This is a genomic window from Acinetobacter sp. CAU_H_60 (assembly GCF_058599385.1).
In genome coordinates, this window is sequence record NZ_CM178653.1 from 2,584,074 (window position 1) to 2,602,146 (window position 18,073).

General features: G+C 43.8%; 16 protein-coding genes and 4 tRNA genes. 8 read left to right on the forward strand and 12 right to left on the reverse strand.

Features of this window, described 5'->3' with window-relative positions; all coding sequences use genetic code 11:
* Positions 1-131: 131 nt before the first annotated feature.
* On the reverse strand, positions 132-773 hold the full coding sequence (locus AC4MBN_RS12220; protein WP_491880280.1) for a fumarylacetoacetate hydrolase family protein: 642 nt from the start codon (positions 771-773) through the stop codon (positions 132-134).
* A 26-nt stretch (positions 774-799) separates the two neighbouring features.
* On the reverse strand, positions 800-1,297 hold the full coding sequence (locus AC4MBN_RS12225) for a YcxB family protein (RefSeq protein ID WP_419364187.1): 498 nt from the start codon (positions 1,295-1,297) through the stop codon (positions 800-802).
* Positions 1,298-1,457: 160 nt separating this feature from the next.
* Between AC4MBN_RS12225 and AC4MBN_RS12230 the strand changes: the two genes are divergently transcribed.
* The gene (locus tag AC4MBN_RS12230; protein ID WP_491880281.1) at positions 1,458-2,759 is read left to right on the forward strand and encodes an SRPBCC family protein; all 1,302 of its coding nucleotides are present in this window, start codon (positions 1,458-1,460) and stop codon (positions 2,757-2,759) included.
* Positions 2,760-2,859: 100 nt separating this feature from the next.
* Here the strand turns inward: AC4MBN_RS12230 and AC4MBN_RS12235 are convergent.
* From AC4MBN_RS12235 to AC4MBN_RS12255, 5 genes are all read right to left on the reverse strand, one after another.
* Positions 2,860-2,936: transfer RNA gene (locus tag AC4MBN_RS12235), tRNA-Arg, on the reverse strand.
* Positions 2,937-3,168: 232 nt separating this feature from the next.
* Entirely contained in the window at positions 3,169-3,774 is a 606-nt protein-coding gene (locus AC4MBN_RS12240) for a dihydrofolate reductase family protein (protein ID WP_491880282.1), read from the reverse strand.
* A gap of 116 nt (positions 3,775-3,890) precedes the next feature.
* Positions 3,891-3,967, reverse strand: a tRNA-Arg gene (locus AC4MBN_RS12245).
* A gap of 48 nt (positions 3,968-4,015) precedes the next feature.
* Positions 4,016-4,092 (reverse strand) — tRNA-Arg (locus AC4MBN_RS12250).
* A gap of 13 nt (positions 4,093-4,105) precedes the next feature.
* A tRNA-Ser gene (locus tag AC4MBN_RS12255) sits at positions 4,106-4,195 on the reverse strand.
* A 260-nt stretch (positions 4,196-4,455) separates the two neighbouring features.
* Between AC4MBN_RS12255 and rnr the strand changes: the two genes are divergently transcribed.
* The 6 genes from rnr (at position 4,456) to AC4MBN_RS12285 (ending at position 11,308) form a co-directional block, all read left to right on the forward strand.
* Positions 4,456-6,903 carry a ribonuclease R gene (rnr, locus tag AC4MBN_RS12260; RefSeq protein WP_491880283.1) on the forward strand — a complete coding sequence of 816 codons (2,448 nt, stop codon included), beginning with the start codon at positions 4,456-4,458 and terminating at the stop codon, positions 6,901-6,903.
* An 80-nt stretch (positions 6,904-6,983) separates the two neighbouring features.
* Positions 6,984-7,571, forward strand: a complete 588-nt coding sequence (locus AC4MBN_RS12265; RefSeq protein WP_004896106.1) for a hypothetical protein — start codon at positions 6,984-6,986, stop codon at positions 7,569-7,571.
* A 74-nt stretch (positions 7,572-7,645) separates the two neighbouring features.
* Positions 7,646-9,685 carry a M3 family metallopeptidase gene (locus tag AC4MBN_RS12270; RefSeq protein WP_491880284.1) on the forward strand — a complete coding sequence of 680 codons (2,040 nt, stop codon included), beginning with the start codon at positions 7,646-7,648 and terminating at the stop codon, positions 9,683-9,685.
* A 40-nt stretch (positions 9,686-9,725) separates the two neighbouring features.
* Complete coding sequence (locus AC4MBN_RS12275; RefSeq protein ID WP_171064841.1) at positions 9,726-9,938, forward strand: YheV family putative zinc ribbon protein; 213 nt, start codon at positions 9,726-9,728, stop codon at positions 9,936-9,938.
* Positions 9,939-9,952: 14 nt separating this feature from the next.
* The gene (locus tag AC4MBN_RS12280; RefSeq protein ID WP_491880285.1) at positions 9,953-10,372 is read left to right on the forward strand and encodes a hypothetical protein; all 420 of its coding nucleotides are present in this window, start codon (positions 9,953-9,955) and stop codon (positions 10,370-10,372) included.
* Positions 10,373-10,432: 60 nt separating this feature from the next.
* Positions 10,433-11,308, forward strand: coding sequence for a DMT family transporter (locus AC4MBN_RS12285; RefSeq protein WP_341120256.1), 876 nt, complete (start codon positions 10,433-10,435; stop codon positions 11,306-11,308).
* Between the two features lie 48 nt (positions 11,309-11,356).
* Here AC4MBN_RS12285 and AC4MBN_RS12290 read toward each other — a convergent pair whose 3' ends face one another.
* The 5 genes from AC4MBN_RS12290 to AC4MBN_RS12310 all read right to left on the reverse strand — a co-directional run bounded on the left by AC4MBN_RS12290 (position 11,357) and on the right by AC4MBN_RS12310 (position 16,684).
* Positions 11,357-13,639: a TRAP transporter large permease subunit gene (locus AC4MBN_RS12290; RefSeq protein WP_419374481.1), complete on the reverse strand. Its 2,283-nt coding sequence runs from the start codon at positions 13,637-13,639 to the stop codon at positions 11,357-11,359.
* A gap of 177 nt (positions 13,640-13,816) precedes the next feature.
* The gene (gene rrtA, locus AC4MBN_RS12295; protein WP_005233757.1) at positions 13,817-14,389 is read right to left on the reverse strand and encodes a rhombosortase; all 573 of its coding nucleotides are present in this window, start codon (positions 14,387-14,389) and stop codon (positions 13,817-13,819) included.
* Between the two features lie 72 nt (positions 14,390-14,461).
* Positions 14,462-15,502: a hypothetical protein gene (locus AC4MBN_RS12300; RefSeq protein ID WP_419364172.1), complete on the reverse strand. Its 1,041-nt coding sequence runs from the start codon at positions 15,500-15,502 to the stop codon at positions 14,462-14,464.
* Positions 15,503-16,047: 545 nt separating this feature from the next.
* Complete coding sequence (locus tag AC4MBN_RS12305) at positions 16,048-16,434, reverse strand: hypothetical protein (RefSeq protein WP_104425690.1); 387 nt, start codon at positions 16,432-16,434, stop codon at positions 16,048-16,050.
* Positions 16,427-16,684, reverse strand: coding sequence for an FAD assembly factor SdhE (locus tag AC4MBN_RS12310; protein ID WP_034590267.1), 258 nt, complete (start codon positions 16,682-16,684; stop codon positions 16,427-16,429). The genes AC4MBN_RS12305 and AC4MBN_RS12310 overlap by 8 nt, the downstream gene beginning before the upstream one ends.
* A 182-nt stretch (positions 16,685-16,866) precedes the next feature.
* Between AC4MBN_RS12310 and AC4MBN_RS12315 the strand changes: the two genes are divergently transcribed.
* Positions 16,867-18,039 carry an acyl-CoA dehydrogenase family protein gene (locus AC4MBN_RS12315; RefSeq protein WP_491880286.1) on the forward strand — a complete coding sequence of 391 codons (1,173 nt, stop codon included), beginning with the start codon at positions 16,867-16,869 and terminating at the stop codon, positions 18,037-18,039.
* Positions 18,040-18,073 lie beyond the last annotated feature (34 nt).

Genomic DNA, 18,073 nt, shown 5'->3' on the forward strand with positions numbered 1-18,073 from the left:
GCTACCCAATCTATATCTAGAAACTGAATGACAACCGCGCCTGATCAGTTTAATAAATTATCCCTTGCTCATTACACTTTTCTAAACAAAATAAAGGAGCCCTTCGGCTCCTTGATCTTAAAAATCCAGTCTTACTTTACAAATGTCGTCCAGACATAATCCTGATTTTGGCCTTTTAGGTTCATTTTCAATTGATCACCCGATTGTAAGGCTGCCACTCCTGCTGGTGTACCGGTCATGACCACATCACCTGCTTCCAGTGTGAACACTTGACTGATGTCGGCCAATAAAGTCGCAATATCAAAAATCAATAAAGCTGTATCGCCTTTTTGACGCAGCTCATCATTGATCTCCAGCGTATAGTGCACATCTTTCCAGTCAGCAATCACATCACCTACTGGCACCCAGTCTGCGAGTACACAAGAACCATCAAAAGCTTTGGCCCGTTCCCAAGGTTGACCTTTTTTCTTCAGATCATCCTGCAGATCACGTAAGGTCAGATCCAGACCTAAAGTCACAGCACCAATTGCCTGCAAAACTTTGGCAGGATCATTTTCCTTGCTTAAGGTACGGTCAATACGCAAACTTAGTTCACACTCATAATGACAGTTGCCCCAGTCTGGATTCCATTCAATACCAGCATCCAGTGATGTCAAAGCACTCGGTGGCTTGATAAACAGCACAGGACGATCAGGTACCGCATTTCCAAGCTCTTTGGCATGGTCAGCATAACTGCGACCGACACAAACAATTTTTGATGGACGTGTACTCATGATCTCTTTCCTGTTCTTGATCTGTCTTATTTCTTAAAGGTATTTTCGAAAATGCTTTGCTCGGCACCATCTTTAAAGGCACGTTTTGGCACAATCACCACTGTACGGTTTTTCAGTTCCAGCATATAGGTCAGCTTGCCGACAGCAAAACTTTGTACTTCATTATAATGCACGACCTTGCTACGTCCGTTATTGAAAATTTCTGCATAGTCCTGAAACAGGTCAATGCCCTGTTCACTTTTTCCAAACTGATATTTTACAAACTGGCGCTTAAACATCATCGGCAGGAACCAGTAGCGCATGATGCCCTGTAAAATCAGGAAGAAGGCACCCAATGCCACATAATAACGGCCAACCCCATTCAGTCCCATTGAAAAGCCCCAGATAATAATCCCGATACTGACCAAAGGCGTCAGAAAGCGTGAAATCTGTTTTTTGCCAAAAGTGGCCAGAGCAAATCCATCCTGAGATTCTTCTAAAGTGAGATAATAACGGGTGGATAAAGTTGGTGCTGACTCAGTCATAGCATCACATCAAAAATATAAAATCCTGATCCATACTATATCAAAATATGCTTGAAACTCATGGCTTATGCTATCAATTACATAACTTTGCTTTGGAAATAACTAAATTTAGTTTTAAATAAATCATCATTAAAACAAAAAATACACAATAGGATATTGGATGAAAGGATTGATCCCCTATTTGCTGATGAGTAGTACCTTATGTGCAATCTCACCGGCTTTCGCAAAAATAACGCCATGGACCCCTAATCTGCCAAGCAGTCTTGATGTATTTCAGGGCAATTCTCAACAACTGGCTGAACTCACTGGCGAGCGTATCCTGATTTATGCACATCCTGCCAGCAAAACCCATTTACCGACTTTTAAAACGGCTTCTAGCAGCAAATCCCAGTTTTATAGTGCGGCTGTGGTCTTGCCTGCATCCGAAGCACAAGTCGAAAAATTACTGCAACATTATCCGAATTATGTTGGCCTGTTTCCGACCCTGAAATCCGCCAAAGTGATTGAACAGCAAGGGAGCATTCAGCAAGTCAAATATCAAGTACATATTCCTACCCCAATTCCAGTCTTAAACTTTAAAGAAACTGTGGTAATACAGCATCATCTGGAAAATAACAGTATCAGCACACTAATTCTGGATGCGCCAATTCCCTATGGGGCCGGAAAGCTAGAATGGTTTGCACTGGGTCCCAATAAAACCTTAGTGACGGTGACGCAATGGGGCGATCTAAACCAGCCGCAAGGTTTTCTATTTAGCAAGATCCTGAATGCCCTGCCGGAAGCCAAACTCGGCATTCCTGCTGGCACTAATGCCTTTCTGCTTGAAGCTTTACAGCAGCGTTTTAGATATCCTGCTGCTATAACTTTAAATACGGCAGTGCCCCGGGTTCAGCTCAGTAATCAGCAAACCCAGAAAATTGCCCAGCTCAGTCAAAAATCAGGACAGCCTGTCAGCTTTATTTTGCCCAATTATCAGGTCAAGGCCGGTAAAAGTTCAGAAAATCTAAGATTCAGTACCACCTATCAATATTTCTCGCATCCGACTGAGAAGCTGCAGCCCTGGTTATCGGCTCAGGCCAGCCAGAAACTCTTTCCACGACAAATCAAAAAAGTGGAACTGAACCCAGTCAACCTGCAAAGTATTGATGCCAACTACAAGGTATCAGTCGGCTTGGGCGTCATTCAGATTCCCTTTAATTTTAAAATGCGTTTTGAACAGCCAAATACCTTACAAAACCAGTTCTATGCCAATGGCGGAGATTTAAAATTTGTACGGGGTGGAATGAAGCTTTTGCCGCAATCTCAGGGAACGCTATTCCAGATCACCAGTTCCATGAAAATTCATGATCAGGCACCGTTCTTACTGAAAGCCATGCGCAGCCTTCCCTATCATGACATGTTGCCGGCTGTTGGTGGCAATACCGTCTACGCCTTAAAAGTACAGCAGAAATTAAAATATTAAGTTCATTTCTAATTATTGGTTTTTTATATGAAAAATTAAAAACTAAAGACGTAAAAAAACCGCATCAATGTGCGGTTTTTTCAGAATTCTTTATCAAGATTGGTGCGCTCAGAGAGATTCGAACTCCCGACCCCTTAGTTCGTAGCCAAGTGCTCTATCCAGCTGAGCTATGAGCGCGACGTCTTGATGGGGTGCATTATATAGAGTTTTCAGCACTTGTTAAGTGTTTTTTAATAAAATTACAACCGAACGTACAGTAATTAAACGATAGTGCAATATTTCAGTTTTTTTGATGAAAATTCCTGCGAATTTAGAGTTAAAAACAATAACCCAGACTTGGCAAGATTTCAGGATTAGCTAAATTAATCTTTCAATTACCTCATATTCATTTGCTCACAGCCTAATGGAGCTATTCCCCAACCAGGCCAGTTTTAACCTCGCCTACCCGCTGATAACAGCTCAATACCACGCCATTTGAAGTAACTTGATGATCTGTCACTGCAAATGCTGCTGGCATAGAGTCTTCAGCAAATAGACGTTTTCCTCTGCCCAATATTATAGGAAAGATCATTAGATAGAGTTCATCCACAAGATTATGCTTAAAAAGTGCCTGTGCCACTGCGGCACTGCCATACACCCGAAGATCCTCCTTCCCTGAAACCTTCAGATTGATAACCTCATCAATACTTCTTACAAAGACCGTATTTTGCCAGTCCGAGCGCTCTAGACTGGTGGACAGCACATATTTATTCACTTCATTAATTCCTAGCCAGTCTTCAGCATGCTTCGGCCAGTAAGGTTCAAAAATCTGAAAGGTATTCTTACCAATCAGAATATCGGTGGACTGCATCCATTTTTGCATGATGCGATCAAATACTGGATCGGGTTCAGCACTAAAATACGGTGCCACCCAGCCACCATATTGAAAGCCTCCAGATGTGTCCTCTTCCGGGCCGCCGGGTGCCTGCATTACACCATCTAGAGTCAGAAATTCCTGGACAATAATTTTTCTCATCACGCTGCCTTATTTTTATTGAGTCATCTAGGATTTATTTTTAGCATGTGATTCAGGCGGATTCTGTAAATTTTAGGCACAAAAAAACCGCAACATGTGCGGTTCATTGTTCAAGTTGGTGCGCTCAGAGAGATTCGAACTCCCGACCCCTTAGTTCGTAGCCAAGTGCTCTATCCAGCTGAGCTATGAGCGCGTAACTTGTGTCGTCTTTATAGACTGCGTTATTTTCCGGTTTACTTATTGGTGCGCTCAGAGAGATTCGAACTCCCGACCCCTTAGTTCGTAGCCAAGTGCTCTATCCAGCTGAGCTATGAGCGCGACATAAGTAAAGTGGCGGTGAGAGAGGGATTCGAACCCTCGATACAGTTACCCGTATGCGTCCTTAGCAGGGACGTGGTTTCAGCCACTCACCCATCTCACCGTAACGTGCCGCCATAATACAAATTTCGGCATAGCACTGCAAGCACAGCTTGAAAAAAAACTGCATATTTTTGCTCGTTTAAATACTTTTTAAACAATTTCCCTATTTTTAGTCATTTAAGTCCTGAAAAACCCGATAAATTTCCAGTTATCTAAAATTAGCCAAAAATCGAAAACTTAAACAGATTATTGCAATCATTTACGTGCAGTCTGCACTGACATGACTTATGCTAAACCTATCTCCAAGGACACTTTAAAGATATGATGAAAAATTGGGTCGATCCTGAAGCAAAAGCTGAAGCCGAACGTTATGACAACCCTATTCCAAGCCGTACCCTGATTCTCGAAACTATAGAAGAAAAAACTGCCCTGTCCCATGCTGACCTGGTGGAATATTTTGAAATTGCCGATCAAAAAAGTATTGATGCCCTGAGCCATCGTCTGATTGCGATGGTACGTGACGGGCAATTGATGAAAGACGGTTACAAGTTCCAGATCGCGGCGGAACAGCCTGAGCATGAAGCAACGGTATATATCAACTCCAAGGGAAGCGGCACAGCCAATATTTCAGGTGAAGATGACCTGCTCTTACCTGAGCGTGAATTGCGTCAGGTCTTTAATGGTGACCGTATTAAAGTCCGTCAGACCTCAGTAGATCGCAAAGGTAAAGCCTGGGGCTTTATTACTGAAGTCTTGCAGCATCGTGTCAAACAGATCATTGGTAAAGTGTCTGAATATGAAGGTGAATACTTTGTTCAGCCAGCCAATCCAAATGCACATCAGCCAATTACTCTAGAAAAAGAGCTGATCGAACATGCCAAGGTCAAAGTCGGCGATTCAATCCGCGTGGCGATTGACACCTACCCAACCAAAGAAGAATTTGCGACTGGCCATATTGTGCAGTCGATGGCAGACAAAGCCGATACCGAAATCATCATTCCACAGACGATTCTGGAATATGGCCTGCCGTATGAATTTCCTGAAGAAGTCTTGAAAGAAGCGGAAAGTTTTAAAGAACCTTCTGACAAAGACCGTGAAGGCCGTGTCGATCTACGTGATTTAGCGCTTGTCACCATTGACGGTGAAGATGCACGTGACTTTGATGATGCGGTTTATGCAGAAAAACGTCCAGGCGGTGGCTATCGTGTAGTCGTGGCAATTGCTGATGTGAGTCATTATGTACGTCCGGGCAAACCGCTGGATGATGAAGCGCAAGAACGTGGGACATCCGTGTATTTCCCGCACTTCGTTTTACCAATGTTGCCTGAAGCACTCTCTAATGGCCTGTGTTCATTAAATCCGAATGTCGACCGTCTGTGCATGGTCTGTGACCTGAAACTGTCACGAGCTGGCCGAGTGACCGGGTATGAATTCTACCCTTCAGTGATGCATTCCAAGGCACGTCTGACTTATGACCAGGTCGCGAAGTATTTTGAAGGTGATAGCACAGCAATCACTGAAGATCGTAGTGTACGTAAATCACTGAACACCCTGTTCCAGTTGTATCAGATTCTAAAAGGCTTACGTGCTGAACGTAATGCAATGGAATTCGAAACCATTGAAACCTATATGACCTTCGATGAGCTGGGCGGTATTAATGAAATTCTGCCACGTACCCGCAATGATGCGCACAAGCTGATTGAAGAATGTATGTTGCTGGCCAACGTTGCAGCAGCCGAATATGCATTAAAAAATGAAATACCGATGCTGTACCGGGTGCATCAACCACCTGAGTTCTCACGTATCCAGAAAGTTCGTGATTTCGTGAAACTGCTGGGTCTGCCATTTCCGGAACAGCCAACTCAAGCCGATTATCAAGCAGTGATTGAAGCGACCAAAGACCGGATTGATGCACCAAGCATTCATGCCGTGTTATTGCGTTCCATGATGCAGGCGTACTACGGTGCCGACAATGCCGGTCACTTTGGTCTGGCTTATGAAGCATATACGCACTTCACCTCTCCAATTCGCCGTTACCCCGATCTGTTATTACATCGTGCTATCAAAGCCCATCTGAATAAAAAGCCATATCCAATTTCAGGTGCCTCTTTAGATGATGCCGGTGAGCATTTCTCAGCAACAGAACGCCGTGCCGATGAAGCATCTCGTTCTGTAACGACCTGGCTGAAATGTCACTATATGCGGCAGCATCTTGGTGAAGAGTTTGTCGGAATTATCAGTGCTACGGCTGAATTTGGTTTGTTTGTCACACTGAAAGACCTCTATGTCGATGGTATGGTGCATGTGAGCCAGTTGGGCGATGACTTCTTTGTCTTTGATCAAAGCAGCCAGAGTCTGGTCGGCCAGAACCGCGGTCAAATCTTCGGTCTGGGTGATGAAGTCAAGATCAAGGTTGCAGGAGTCAATCTGGAAGAACGCAAAATTGATTTTGAACTGATCCAGCAACTGACTCATGCGGGTCGTCCAATTCGCGCCCGTGCTCCACGTGTCGCAGAAAAAAAACCTGCACCACGTCCGGAAGCAAAAGAGGAAGTCTTCAATAATCATGAGCGTGCGCAAAAAGCCCAGCCCAGTGATGATGGAGAACAGCCCATACGACGCAAAAAAGACAAATCCAAGCCCAGTTCCTACAGTAAAAAGCCTGCTAAAAAATCTACAGGAAAGTCTGAAGCAAAGGCTAAAGATAAAGTAAAGAAAAAAGCCAAGATCAAAAAGAAAAAGTCGAATGCAAAAGCCAAGACTGAATAATTTCTGATGATCATAAAAAGGGCGCTACGGCGCTCTTTTTGTTTTAATATATCCATATAAAAATAAGCTACTTAAAAACAATGAATCCGCAAAAGATCTCGAAATATGATTATCACAACTATGTCTTGTTCGCATTTTTCTTGCTGACGATCTCAGCGCTTTTTGCCATCTTTAGCTTAGATTTCACCCCAACGGATCACGTCAAAATATGTGCTTTCATTTTAGCAATCGTTATGTATTTGGTGATTTTGATCTACTTTTATATGCTCCATCGACAGGGTGAATGGGTCATTCCCCGCACATGGAAAAATGCAAAGAAAAAACCGAAATTCTATTTCTTACTGCTACTGCCTCTTTTTGCAATTTTGATTTGTTATTTGAATCTGGTGTTTTATCCCCCTCTACTGCATACCCTTGTTTTTGGTACACCTAGTGTCGTGACCGTTGAGACAAGTGCAGTGAAAGAGCAGACATATAAACATGGCGTCAGCTATTTTTTGGATACAGCGTATGATGGATCTGGTATTTTTCGACTCAGTTCAAATGAATATGAACACTATAAAAATCAGGTTTTACAGATAAAGCTGTCCGTCATCCAAGGGCAATTTGGGACTTACATCAAAAAGATCGAATCCATCCAAATTGTCAAAGCAACACAGAATAAATAGCACCCAAGGCTTGATTTATCCTTCTAGAAGCCTTACTTCTAGAATTAACACAGGAAATAAATCAGTAGATCGATATGACTTTAGAAAAGGCAACTTTACCCGTTCCACAATTTGATCAGATTACCCTGGCAGATCTTAAACAAAAAATTGAAAACTGCATTCAGCAAGGTTTGCAATTTCTAAATGAACTGACCCAGACACCTGATACTGTCCAAGAGCAACTTGCGGTCCTGAAACAAGTCGACACATTAGAAAATAATATGAGCGAGTCCTGGGGTGTTTTGTCGCATCTCAACGCAGTCATGAATAACAATGAGACCCGTGATGTCTATCAGGCATTATTACCGGGCCTAAGTGATTACTATACCCAGCTAGGCCAGCACATAGCGCTCTATCAAACCTATCAACATGTACAGGATGCACCGGTCTTCAATGAACTGCCGGAAGCTCAGCAAAGTGCAATTAAACTGGCGCTACGTGACTTTAAATTGTCAGGCGTAGCTCTAGAGGGTGAAGCAAAAAAACGCTATGCGGAAATTTCTGCACGTTTGTCACAACTTTCCTCAGATTTCTCCAATCATGTACTGGATGCAACTCAAGTTTATTTCAGACCGCTTAAGGAAGAAGAATTAGCGGGGCTGTCTGAAAGTAATATTGAACTGTTAAAACAATATGGCCAGCAACGTGAACTGGATCAGCCGGTTGCTACTTTAGATTTCCCGTCTTATCTGGCAATTATGACTCATGCCGAAGATCGTGGCCTGCGTGAAGAACTCTATAAAGCCTATACCACACGCGCGTCAGATCAGTCCGAACAGACTGAATTTGACAATACAGCCATCATGGAAGAAATCCTGAAATTACGTCAGGAAATGGCAGCACTATTAGGCTTTAATAACTATGCCGAATATTCACTGGCCAGCAAAATGGCGCCAAATGTCGAAGCTGTTGATGAATTCCTACGTGATCTGGCGGAACATGCCCGTGCGCCTGCTAAACATGAAGTGGCTGAACTGAAAGCCATTGCTGCTAAAGATGGCATCACAGAATTAAAGCCTTGGGACAGCAGTTACTATTCTGAAAAGCTGAAAATGCAGCAGTTTAATCTGTCTCAGGAATCGCTAAAACCCTACTTCCCGGCTCCAAAAATTCTGCAAGGCCTGTTCAGTATCCTGAAACGTTTATATGACATTCAGGTGGTTGAACGTGAAGCGCCTGTTTGGCATCCAGATGCGCGTTATTTTGAACTGGAAGACCAAGGCGAAGTGATTGGCGGTTTCTATTTCGATCTCTATGCACGTCAGGGCAAACGTGGCGGTGCCTGGATGAGTGGCTTCCGTTCACGCATGCAAATTGCTGAAGGATTGCAAAAACCGATCTGTTATATGGTGGCAAACTTTACTCCACCTGTGGGTAACCGCCCTGCACTACTGACTCATGATGAAGTGATTACCCTGTTTCATGAATTTGGTCACGGTCTGCATCATATGCTGACAGAGGTGGACAATATTGCCGTGGCTGGTACACATGGTGTGGATTGGGATGCTGTCGAACTACCAAGCCAGTTTATGGAATTCTGGGCCTGGGATCAGGACAGTTTAAACCTGCTCAGCGAACATATCGAAACCAAGGAAGTTTTACCTGCTGACTTGTTAAAAGCCTTGCTGGATGCTCGTTTCTTCCAGTCCGGTATGCAGACTTTGCGTCAGCTGGAATTTGCTTTATTCGACCTGACCATTCACCGTGCCAATCCGGCATTGAATGCTGAACAGATTCAGGCAACCTTGAACGAGATTCGTGAAAAATACGCCGTTTTACCCACTACACCATATAACCGGTTCCAGCACAGCTTCAGTCATATCTTCGCGGGTGGATATGCAGCGGGCTATTATTCTTATAAATGGGCAGAAGTTTTGGCCAGTGATGCCTTCGATCGCTTCGAAGAAGAAGGAATTTTTAACACTGAAACCGGAAAGCAGTTTAGACAAAAAATTCTAGCAGTTGGCGGAAAAGATACAGCACTTGACGCATTTATCAATTTCCGCGGACGCGAGCCAAAAATAGATGCTTTGTTACGTCATCAAGGTTGGACGAACCGCTCTAAAAACGCTTAAACTACGTTTTTAAGTAAATCACAGGGTGAGTATGATGGCTATCAAACGTCGTTTCATTGCAGGCGCAAAATGTCCTAAATGTCAGGCGTTGGATCGGATCGTTATGCTGACCTCTGGTGAAGCTGAATGGATTGAATGTATCGAATGTGGGTATGAAGAAAACCGTCCTACCCATATCGAGGAACCTGAGTCACCAGCCGTTCCGGATGAAATTGGTGTGATTCAGTTTAAACCCCGTCAGCCAAAAGAATAATTTCGGGAACCTAAATGACTCTAGATCATCGACAAAATCCTAAACTTTTATGGAGAATAGTGAGTGGATTAATTGTTGTGATTATTGCTGTTTTAATAATTACACAGTTTTTTCTCACACAAAATGAAACATTACCGGCACATCAGGGTGACTTGATGCATGCACCGGTGACACAAGCCGCACCTAAAGCAGAACCTGAACCAGAAGAAATTGTGCCTACTTCTGAAAATGTTCTGGTCGATGCCTCTATTATGAGAGAAGAAGTCACTGAAAATGCCACTTTGGCGAAAGAAGAAATTGCCAAACTGGAAGATATTCAGCAACAGCTCAATGAGCAGGAAAAAAGCCTGAAACAACAGCATAGTGATGCGGATGAACTAATTAAACTCAAAGAGGAACAAATCAAGTTACTCGAAGCACAACTGGCACAATAGTCGGAATGAGTTAGGGATTTTCAGCTAGAATATCCACAGATTTTCTAGCTAAGTTCCCTCATGAGTGTAGCCTCTCCCTCGCATCTGGTTAAGGCAATTGTCTTTCTGACCTGTTCCGCTTTTTTGTTTTCAGTCATGGGCGTCTGTATCCGCTTCGCCTCACACACCGTTGACAATGCCACTGTGGTATTTTTTCGGAATTTTGTCGGCCTGTTTATTTTTCTTCCTTTGATCTTCAATAAAGGCATTAGCTTTTTTAAAACTGAAAAACTCTGGATGCACACCTGGCGCTCTGTCGCAGGTTTGACGGCGATGTATGGCTTTTTCTATGCCATTGCACATTTAAAGCTTTCTAATGCCATGGTCTTCACTTATTCCTCACCGATTTTTATTCCACTAATTGCCTGGCTGTTTCTAAAAGAAAAAGTTACTCAAAGCATGTTACTGGCTGCTGCGATCGGTTTTATTGGCGTGTTGTGCGTGGCTAAGCCTGATTCCGGTTTATTTAACCTGATGTCTGTGATTGGCTTGAGTGCCAGCTTCCTGGCTGCTATGGCTTTTGTCACGGTTCGTGCACTGACTCAGACCGAACCACCAGAACGGATTGTGTTTTATTTCTGTCTGATCGGCACCCTGATTTCCATGGTTCCAATGTTCTGGCATTGGCGTCCTTATACTCTGACTGAACTCGGTTATTTAATTGCAGCCGGTTTATTAGCAAATACCAGCCAGTTATTTCTATCCAATGCTTATAAACTAGCACCTGCTGGTCAGATTGGGCCAGTGAACTATATTGCGATTTTCTTTGCTGGCTTATGGGGCTTTTTATTCTGGCAGGAAGTTCCGGATCTCTATAGCCTGCTCGGACTAGGACTGATATTTTGTGGGATTTTACTTTGCAGTCCTGTTTTACAAAATAAGCTTAAGCTACGTTAAAACCATAATAAAAAAAGCACCCGAAGGTACTTTTTTTATTTGTTTAAATTACTGATACCAGCCGAAGAGCTTAAATACATAAGGCACATAGGCAATGATCAGCATCGCTGGCAGCAACACGATCATTGGTAAAATCCAGCGCTCGTAACGGTAATAGAAGGACTTATGTCGAACTTCTGCATCCGCCTCGGCCACCTCAGCATCACCAATAGATTGCCTTGCCAACAGATGGTTCAGGGCAACTGGCGGTGTTACATAACCTAGTTCGAAACCAATCAAGGTAATCATCCAGAAATGTACCGGATGAATTCCATACTGATAGGCGACTGGTGCAACCGTTGCTGAAATCAGGATCACCGCACCGAACGGGTCCATGATCATGCCAACGAACACCATCAGGCCAACAATCATGGAAATCACCAGAATGGTACTGCTAATATCTGTCGGAAACGCTTCCATAATTTCCATACGTTCCAGCAGGCCGCCCACACTGACAGATAGTGCCATCAAAATCACCAGCGCACCAATGTGTCCAACCGTTTCACTGGTCGAAATGTGTAATGATTTCCAGAAGCCGACTTGACGCAGGCTTTCACCAGCAGTCGAACGTTTTACGCCATGATTTACAGCCAGCTCACCGCCCTGCTGCTCAATATGGTCTGCTTCACGATACTCAGCATTAATAGCTGTACCCGCGGTCGCCATTGCAGGCGTATTTCCTGAACCTAAGGTTGTGGTTAAGGTTTCATCCCAATGCCCTACTGGCGGTAATGGTGCAGGCTCATGACGTAACTTATCAAATAGCACGATCATCAACAGAATCACTGGCATCATGACAGGTGCAGTAAATTCATTCAGATCTGTAGACAATGCATATTTGTAGAACAGCCAGATCAGGATGAAAATCACGATATAAGGAATCACATTTACAAAGGCACGTGCAGACTGTGGTGCCGCCAGACCAGGTGCAGCAATACGGAACTTGCTTTCAGCAAAGAATAGCGAAATGATCAGGAACAATGTTGAACTGAGCAGGAAGACATAGACACCGTAGTGATACAGCATATCTGTCGTCACTTCCTTGTTCAGTGAAGCCACCACAACAATTAATAGACATGGACGAAGCACCACACCGAGTGAACCGGACATCGCAGTTGCTGCCAAGGCAAACTGACGGCGACCACCGGCATTCCACACTTCCTTATAAATGATCGCACCTGCAGCAATCACGAAAATCCCGGATGCACCGGTATAAGCGGTTGGTAGTGCAGCTGCCAGCAGGATTAACCAGGTCAAGGTTTCTGGCGCCAGATTCCATGGACGCAGGATATTCAGGAACATGTCTACGACACGGGTTTGTTTCAGCAACATACCAGCCCAGATAAATAAGGCCAGATTCAGGAAGATACTCGAAAACTCAACCAGTTGCCCCAGATAGATACCCTGACCCATCGGGTAATCCATCAAGAATACAAAGTTAAACCCCGTACTGATAGCCATATAGGCATACAGTGGGATGCTTAAGAAAGCCAGTCCAAAACTGCCTCCCTCTCGGGTCGCCTGAGGTGGCTTAATGACTTGGTACAAACTGATCAGGGTCAATGTCCCAAAGAGAATCATCCATAACCAATAGACATACTTCATGTCTCCCATCGGCACCCCGGAATTCAGCACCGACATATATTGGCTATAGGAAGAATAAACCAGGAAACTGTTCGCGATCAGCATCGCCACAGAATAGACTTTGAAATCGATACGGGTCGCCGGGCTACGTAGACCGATATGATGAGTTTTTAATGTCGCACTGATTGCAGCAAATACCACCATGATGATCAGTAGCAAGGCACGGTTTTCAGTCCCGAACTTGAAAATGCCAAAGAATGAAGTTTCAAAACTGCGATAGGCACGAATACTTGGATGCGCCTCAATATGCGTCATCGCCTTGTCATAGAACTGGTAAGACTCTTCACAGACCTGTTGTGCCTGCATAACTGCAGCACGCACATCCGCTTCAGAACGTACACCGAAGAAATCGGCATATTCATCGGCGGCATCTGCTTTCATCTGCTCCTGAACTTTTTGATCGACATTAATATTACGATCACATTGAGGCGCTTTCGGTTCAGCACGCAAAAACGAATACTGCATGCCTGTTGCCGGGTCACCATACAGACGCTCGCCCATACGCAGCAACTGACCATGAATCATTTCCCCGGTTCCAATCACCAAGGTCAGTAAGAGCAAGATGAGCACGACAAAGGTCGAGATCCACTCTGTCCAGATATAACGTAACAGACCTAATCCCGATCTGTTTTGATTATCGTTGTGCATGTATTTTCCTATTCTTGTTTTCGCGCCTTACATTCTTTTAAGCGCTGGTCTTCCTGTCTGCCCCGAAAATTCCTTTACAAGGGTCAGTATCATTATTTTCTATTTTGACTCTGCATGAAAATCAGCAGAATAAAAATGACAATTTATCTTTTCTTTTTGTCTTTTCTGCCAACAGTTTCAGCTATCCCCAACATAGTTACCCAAGATATAGAGCAATGCGACTACCACTCCCCAGATCACCCCTAATAAATGCGCTTCGACCAGTACCGGACTGCCAATAAGTTGTGCAGTTTCCTGATTTCCAATGGTATTTTCCCAAATTAGTTTGGCAAAGATTAAAAATAATACCAGTACGGCAAATCCACGTTCACGTTGATAAAGCAGATGCACACAGGCGACTGCGACATAGGCCCCATGTAATACCCCGGATAGTCCTGCATATGCTTCAATATTTGGCAGGAAAAAATAAAAACTCAGGCTGATCAACGGTGGCAGAATCAAAAGAATTGAGACGAAATGCCACACAGATGCACGGGGAAAAATGAAAGGTAAACAGATAAAGGCAAGAATATTCAGAAAATAATGGGCCCAGCCGACATGCACCCAGTGCGCAGTCCAGAGCCGCCAGAATTCCCCGAGCAGGCTTTCCTGCCAGTAGATGAAAGCATCGTTAAAGATTTGCAAACTCGCTGAAAGAGAGACAAAAGCCGCCAGAAAAATAATTTTTCGTCGAAGATGTTGATCTTGCATCGGCTCCTTGAACTCCTTTCAGCATATTGAAAATGACCTCTATGAGCATCATTCACTTAATTTTTCATTAAATTATAGGTCAGCGCTAAACAGATCATCCAGTTCTGAAGAATTATCTGTTTCATCCCAGAAGGTCTGCATGCCATCATCTGCACTACGAATACCAGTATTTTCAGTCCAGTAACGGTCAGAAATACCATTCACCATAATGGCAGCCATACTGTCGATCAGCTTGAACTGAGGATTGACTGGCTTTTCATCACTACGTGCCTGATCAAAGGTTCTTAGCGCATCACGGATTTTGGCATCATCCCCACTAGCCTGTGCCGCTACAGCATATAAGGCATGTGATAAACGTACACCTTTTTGCTCACCGATTTGTACTGACTGTTTCAGAGTTTGGTAAGGATCAGGTTTTCCATCACCTGCCCCTGGCAATAAAGTCCAGATCACAGCACGGGTTGCCATTGGTGCGCCCCAGAATTTGGTATTATCCAGACAGGTCATGCCACGCTCGACCACAGCCGCAATATCTTTAGGTACTTGTACGGCCCCACCCGAGTTAATGTCATTGGTCATGGCTTGTAAGCCACTCAGCATGCCCAGCAGATAAACTGTCTGTTCAATATCACTGTTCATGCGTGGACAGCCTTCACCCAGCGCTTTTTTATATTTTTTCTCATAACGGGTCTGGAATAACTGATAACCCGTATACTGGCGTTGTGCGGCCAGTGCAGCCCAGCGTTTCTGCTCAATCCGTGCATCCTGAGCCTCAGTTACCTGATTGACTTTAGAAGCACGCAGATACCGTAGCTCTGCATCCAGCGCTTTCTGCTCGGCACAAATCCCCGCTGCAGAATACATCAATACCGCGACACGAGTCGGATCAGCCCCCATTTCCTTAGTCGACATGATGGCTGGTGTTAAAGAATTCCCGGAATTACACACCATCTCGGCATCATCCATCGCCAGGATTGGTGGAACAATATGCTTTTCAGTGAAGCCCAGCGCCACATTGGCACCGGTTTTAATGACCTGAGAACATCCTGTTAGAACTGTTGTTGTTATTGCAATGGTCGCCATACCTTGGCATATTTTTCGGACGCTCGACATTTTCCTGTCCTCTATAATTGTGATTATGTCCATTATTCTGCTAAACATATCAGAAGCATATAACGAATAAAAGAGTATTTACTCTAATTTAGACCAGACACTTTGCCATTAAATTGCCCAGCTGCAATTGACTGCAGTAGATAAAATCCCAAATTTTGGGCAAAAAAAAGTAGCATTGCGACGGTTCAGCACATGCTACTTATCAACTTGGCAAGCCGAGAAGAAAATAAGTTCTCGAGCTTAAATCTGTTATTTAGGTGAAAATTTGTCCTTCAGCACCGTTCCCAGCCGTCCTATGATCAGGGCCATCACAATCGCAACGATCAAAAACATCCACATTGGAAATTCCATCATGATCTCCTGTGTTCGCTGTTGGTGACTTAAATGTACCTGCTTATAAAAAAAGCAACTGAAAAATTGTCAGACAATTCATTGTTTTTACAGAGAAATGTGATTTTTTGTCTGACAATTCAAGCGGGGTTAGCGGATAAATCTTTATTTTTAATCAATTTATTTAAAATTTCGGAATATCATTTGTCGGACAATTAAAGTATTTTTGTCAAAACTTTCAAAGACTTCCATTGTTTAAAAGGCAACTGGTCACACCAGATGAGCAACGGACGTGCTTTTGCATGCTGGAAATACACCACGATATAAGCTTGGTGATCAATCACGTGACTGATCAACACTCGCCGTGTGCCTTGCGCAGCTGCTGTCAGCGACCATTCACGTCCATCCAGATATTCAAACTGCTCAATGTGCGGTGTCTTACGATAAAACAACTGGTAGATGACCAATCCGATGACACCACAAACCAGCCAAATCGCCATAGGCAATAACTGATACAGCAGGAACATCAATACAGCAAAAATAAAAAGCTGAAACACCAGCGCACACTTGCTGCGTTTCAGCTTGAAACAACGATTATCCATGAACGTAAAATTTAAGCTTCTTGATAAAATCTTTTAATTCAGGGCGTGGGGGTTCAGACACTTCCATAAACCAGTCCAGCAGGTCCGGATCTTCCTGTGCAACCAGCTCAGCAAACATCTGTTTTTCGAAGGGATCAGCAGTGAGATAATAGTTTTTCACGTAGGGATCAAAATATACATCGATCTCTTTCAAGCCACGACGCGCGCGATAAATCACTTTGCGCTCTTCTAAGGTGATGTCATCAGTCATCGAATTTTCCCAACTCGTTACAAACCTGAGTAGTTTACCTTAAGCCATTGCTGAATTTCGAGGTATTTCATACAAATGACCAAAAGCATCAGTAGATTCCCCAGATTTGAACATTCAGCTCATTGTTCCCTCGTCTGCTCTATCTTAAGTTAAATAAAACATCACAATAAGGAAATTATAAGATGCATTCGAGCGCGATCCGTCCATTGGCCAGCATGCTACCACGTCAACTATTCAATGATGAACATGAAGCCTTTCGTGAGACGGTCCGAAAATTTTATGAAAAGGAAGTGATTCCTCATACAGAAAAATATGAACAGCAACAACATGTCGATCGTGTGCTCTGGAATAAAGCCGGTGAACTTGGTTTGCTGTGTGCCACGATGCCTGAAGCTTATGGCGGTTCAGGGGTAGATCGTTTATACAGCATGATCCTGATCGAGGAACAGGCCTATGCAGGCGACTCTGCGACAGGATTTTCTCTACACTCCGATATCGTGGCAAATTATATTCTGAACTTTGGCAATGAAGCACAAAAGCAGCAATGGCTCCCGAAAATGGCTACAGGTGAAGTGGTCACGGCAATTGCGATGACTGAGCCCGGAACTGGCTCAGACCTGCAGGCAGTACGCACCAGTGCGGTATTAGAGGATGATGAGTATGTGATTAATGGTTCCAAGATATTCATTACCAATGGCTATCTTTGTGATATGGCAATTGTGGTATGTAAGACGGGTCATAGCGAGAAAGGTTCTGCCAATCTGTCTTTATTTATAGTCGAAGCAGATCGTGCAGGATTTAGTAAAGGTAAGCCCTTAAATAAAATCGGTATGAAAGGTCAGGATACCTGTGAACTGTTCTTTGACAATGTCCGTGTGCCTAAAGAAAACCTGCTAGGTCAGGAAGGCATGGGTTTTATGATGCTGATGAAAGAACTGGCTTGGGAACGGTTAATTGTGGCCATCATATGTCAGGCAGGGGCAGAAGCAGCATTCGCACATACGGTGAAATACACCAAAGAACGTCAAGCCTTTGGCAAACCGATCAGCGCTTTTCAAAATACCCGTTTTAAACTGGCAGAATTGCGTACCGAAATTGAAATCTGCCGGGCTTATCTGGACCGTTGTATGCAACTACAGCTTAATCAGGAATTGGGAGTTGATGCTGCCGCAGCTGCGAAATACAAAATTTCTGAACTGTATAGCAAAGTGGTTGATGAATGCCTGCAACTGCATGGCGGTTATGGCTATATGCTGGAATATCCGATTGCACGAGCGTACCTGGATAATCGTGCGAACCGTATTTATGCAGGAACCAATGAAATCATGAAGGAACTGATTTCCAGATCACTCTAATTTGAAATATAAAAAAGGAGTACATCAGGTACTC

What these genes read in the sequence shown, in the direction of transcription:
- AC4MBN_RS12315 (WP_491880286.1), top strand. Translation starts at nt 16,867, where the DNA reads ATGCATTCGAGCGCGATCCGTCCATTGGCCAGCATGCTACCACGTCAA.
- AC4MBN_RS12290 (WP_419374481.1), bottom strand. Translation starts at nt 13,639, where the DNA reads ATGCACAACGATAATCAAAACAGATCGGGATTAGGTCTGTTACGTTAT.
- AC4MBN_RS12225 (WP_419364187.1), bottom strand. Translation starts at nt 1,297, where the DNA reads ATGACTGAGTCAGCACCAACTTTATCCACCCGTTATTATCTCACTTTA.
- rrtA (WP_005233757.1), bottom strand. Translation starts at nt 14,389, where the DNA reads ATGCAAGATCAACATCTTCGACGAAAAATTATTTTTCTGGCGGCTTTT.
- AC4MBN_RS12310 (WP_034590267.1), bottom strand. Translation starts at nt 16,684, where the DNA reads ATGACTGATGACATCACCTTAGAAGAGCGCAAAGTGATTTATCGCGCG.
- rnr (WP_491880283.1), top strand. Translation starts at nt 4,456, where the DNA reads ATGATGAAAAATTGGGTCGATCCTGAAGCAAAAGCTGAAGCCGAACGT.
- AC4MBN_RS12300 (WP_419364172.1), bottom strand. Translation starts at nt 15,502, where the DNA reads ATGTCGAGCGTCCGAAAAATATGCCAAGGTATGGCGACCATTGCAATA.
- AC4MBN_RS12270 (WP_491880284.1), top strand. Translation starts at nt 7,646, where the DNA reads ATGACTTTAGAAAAGGCAACTTTACCCGTTCCACAATTTGATCAGATT.
- AC4MBN_RS12305 (WP_104425690.1), bottom strand. Translation starts at nt 16,434, where the DNA reads ATGGATAATCGTTGTTTCAAGCTGAAACGCAGCAAGTGTGCGCTGGTG.
- AC4MBN_RS12285 (WP_341120256.1), top strand. Translation starts at nt 10,433, where the DNA reads ATGAGTGTAGCCTCTCCCTCGCATCTGGTTAAGGCAATTGTCTTTCTG.
- AC4MBN_RS12280 (WP_491880285.1), top strand. Translation starts at nt 9,953, where the DNA reads ATGACTCTAGATCATCGACAAAATCCTAAACTTTTATGGAGAATAGTG.
- AC4MBN_RS12240 (WP_491880282.1), bottom strand. Translation starts at nt 3,774, where the DNA reads ATGAGAAAAATTATTGTCCAGGAATTTCTGACTCTAGATGGTGTAATG.
- AC4MBN_RS12220 (WP_491880280.1), bottom strand. Translation starts at nt 773, where the DNA reads ATGAGTACACGTCCATCAAAAATTGTTTGTGTCGGTCGCAGTTATGCT.
- AC4MBN_RS12230 (WP_491880281.1), top strand. Translation starts at nt 1,458, where the DNA reads ATGAAAGGATTGATCCCCTATTTGCTGATGAGTAGTACCTTATGTGCA.
- AC4MBN_RS12265 (WP_004896106.1), top strand. Translation starts at nt 6,984, where the DNA reads ATGAATCCGCAAAAGATCTCGAAATATGATTATCACAACTATGTCTTG.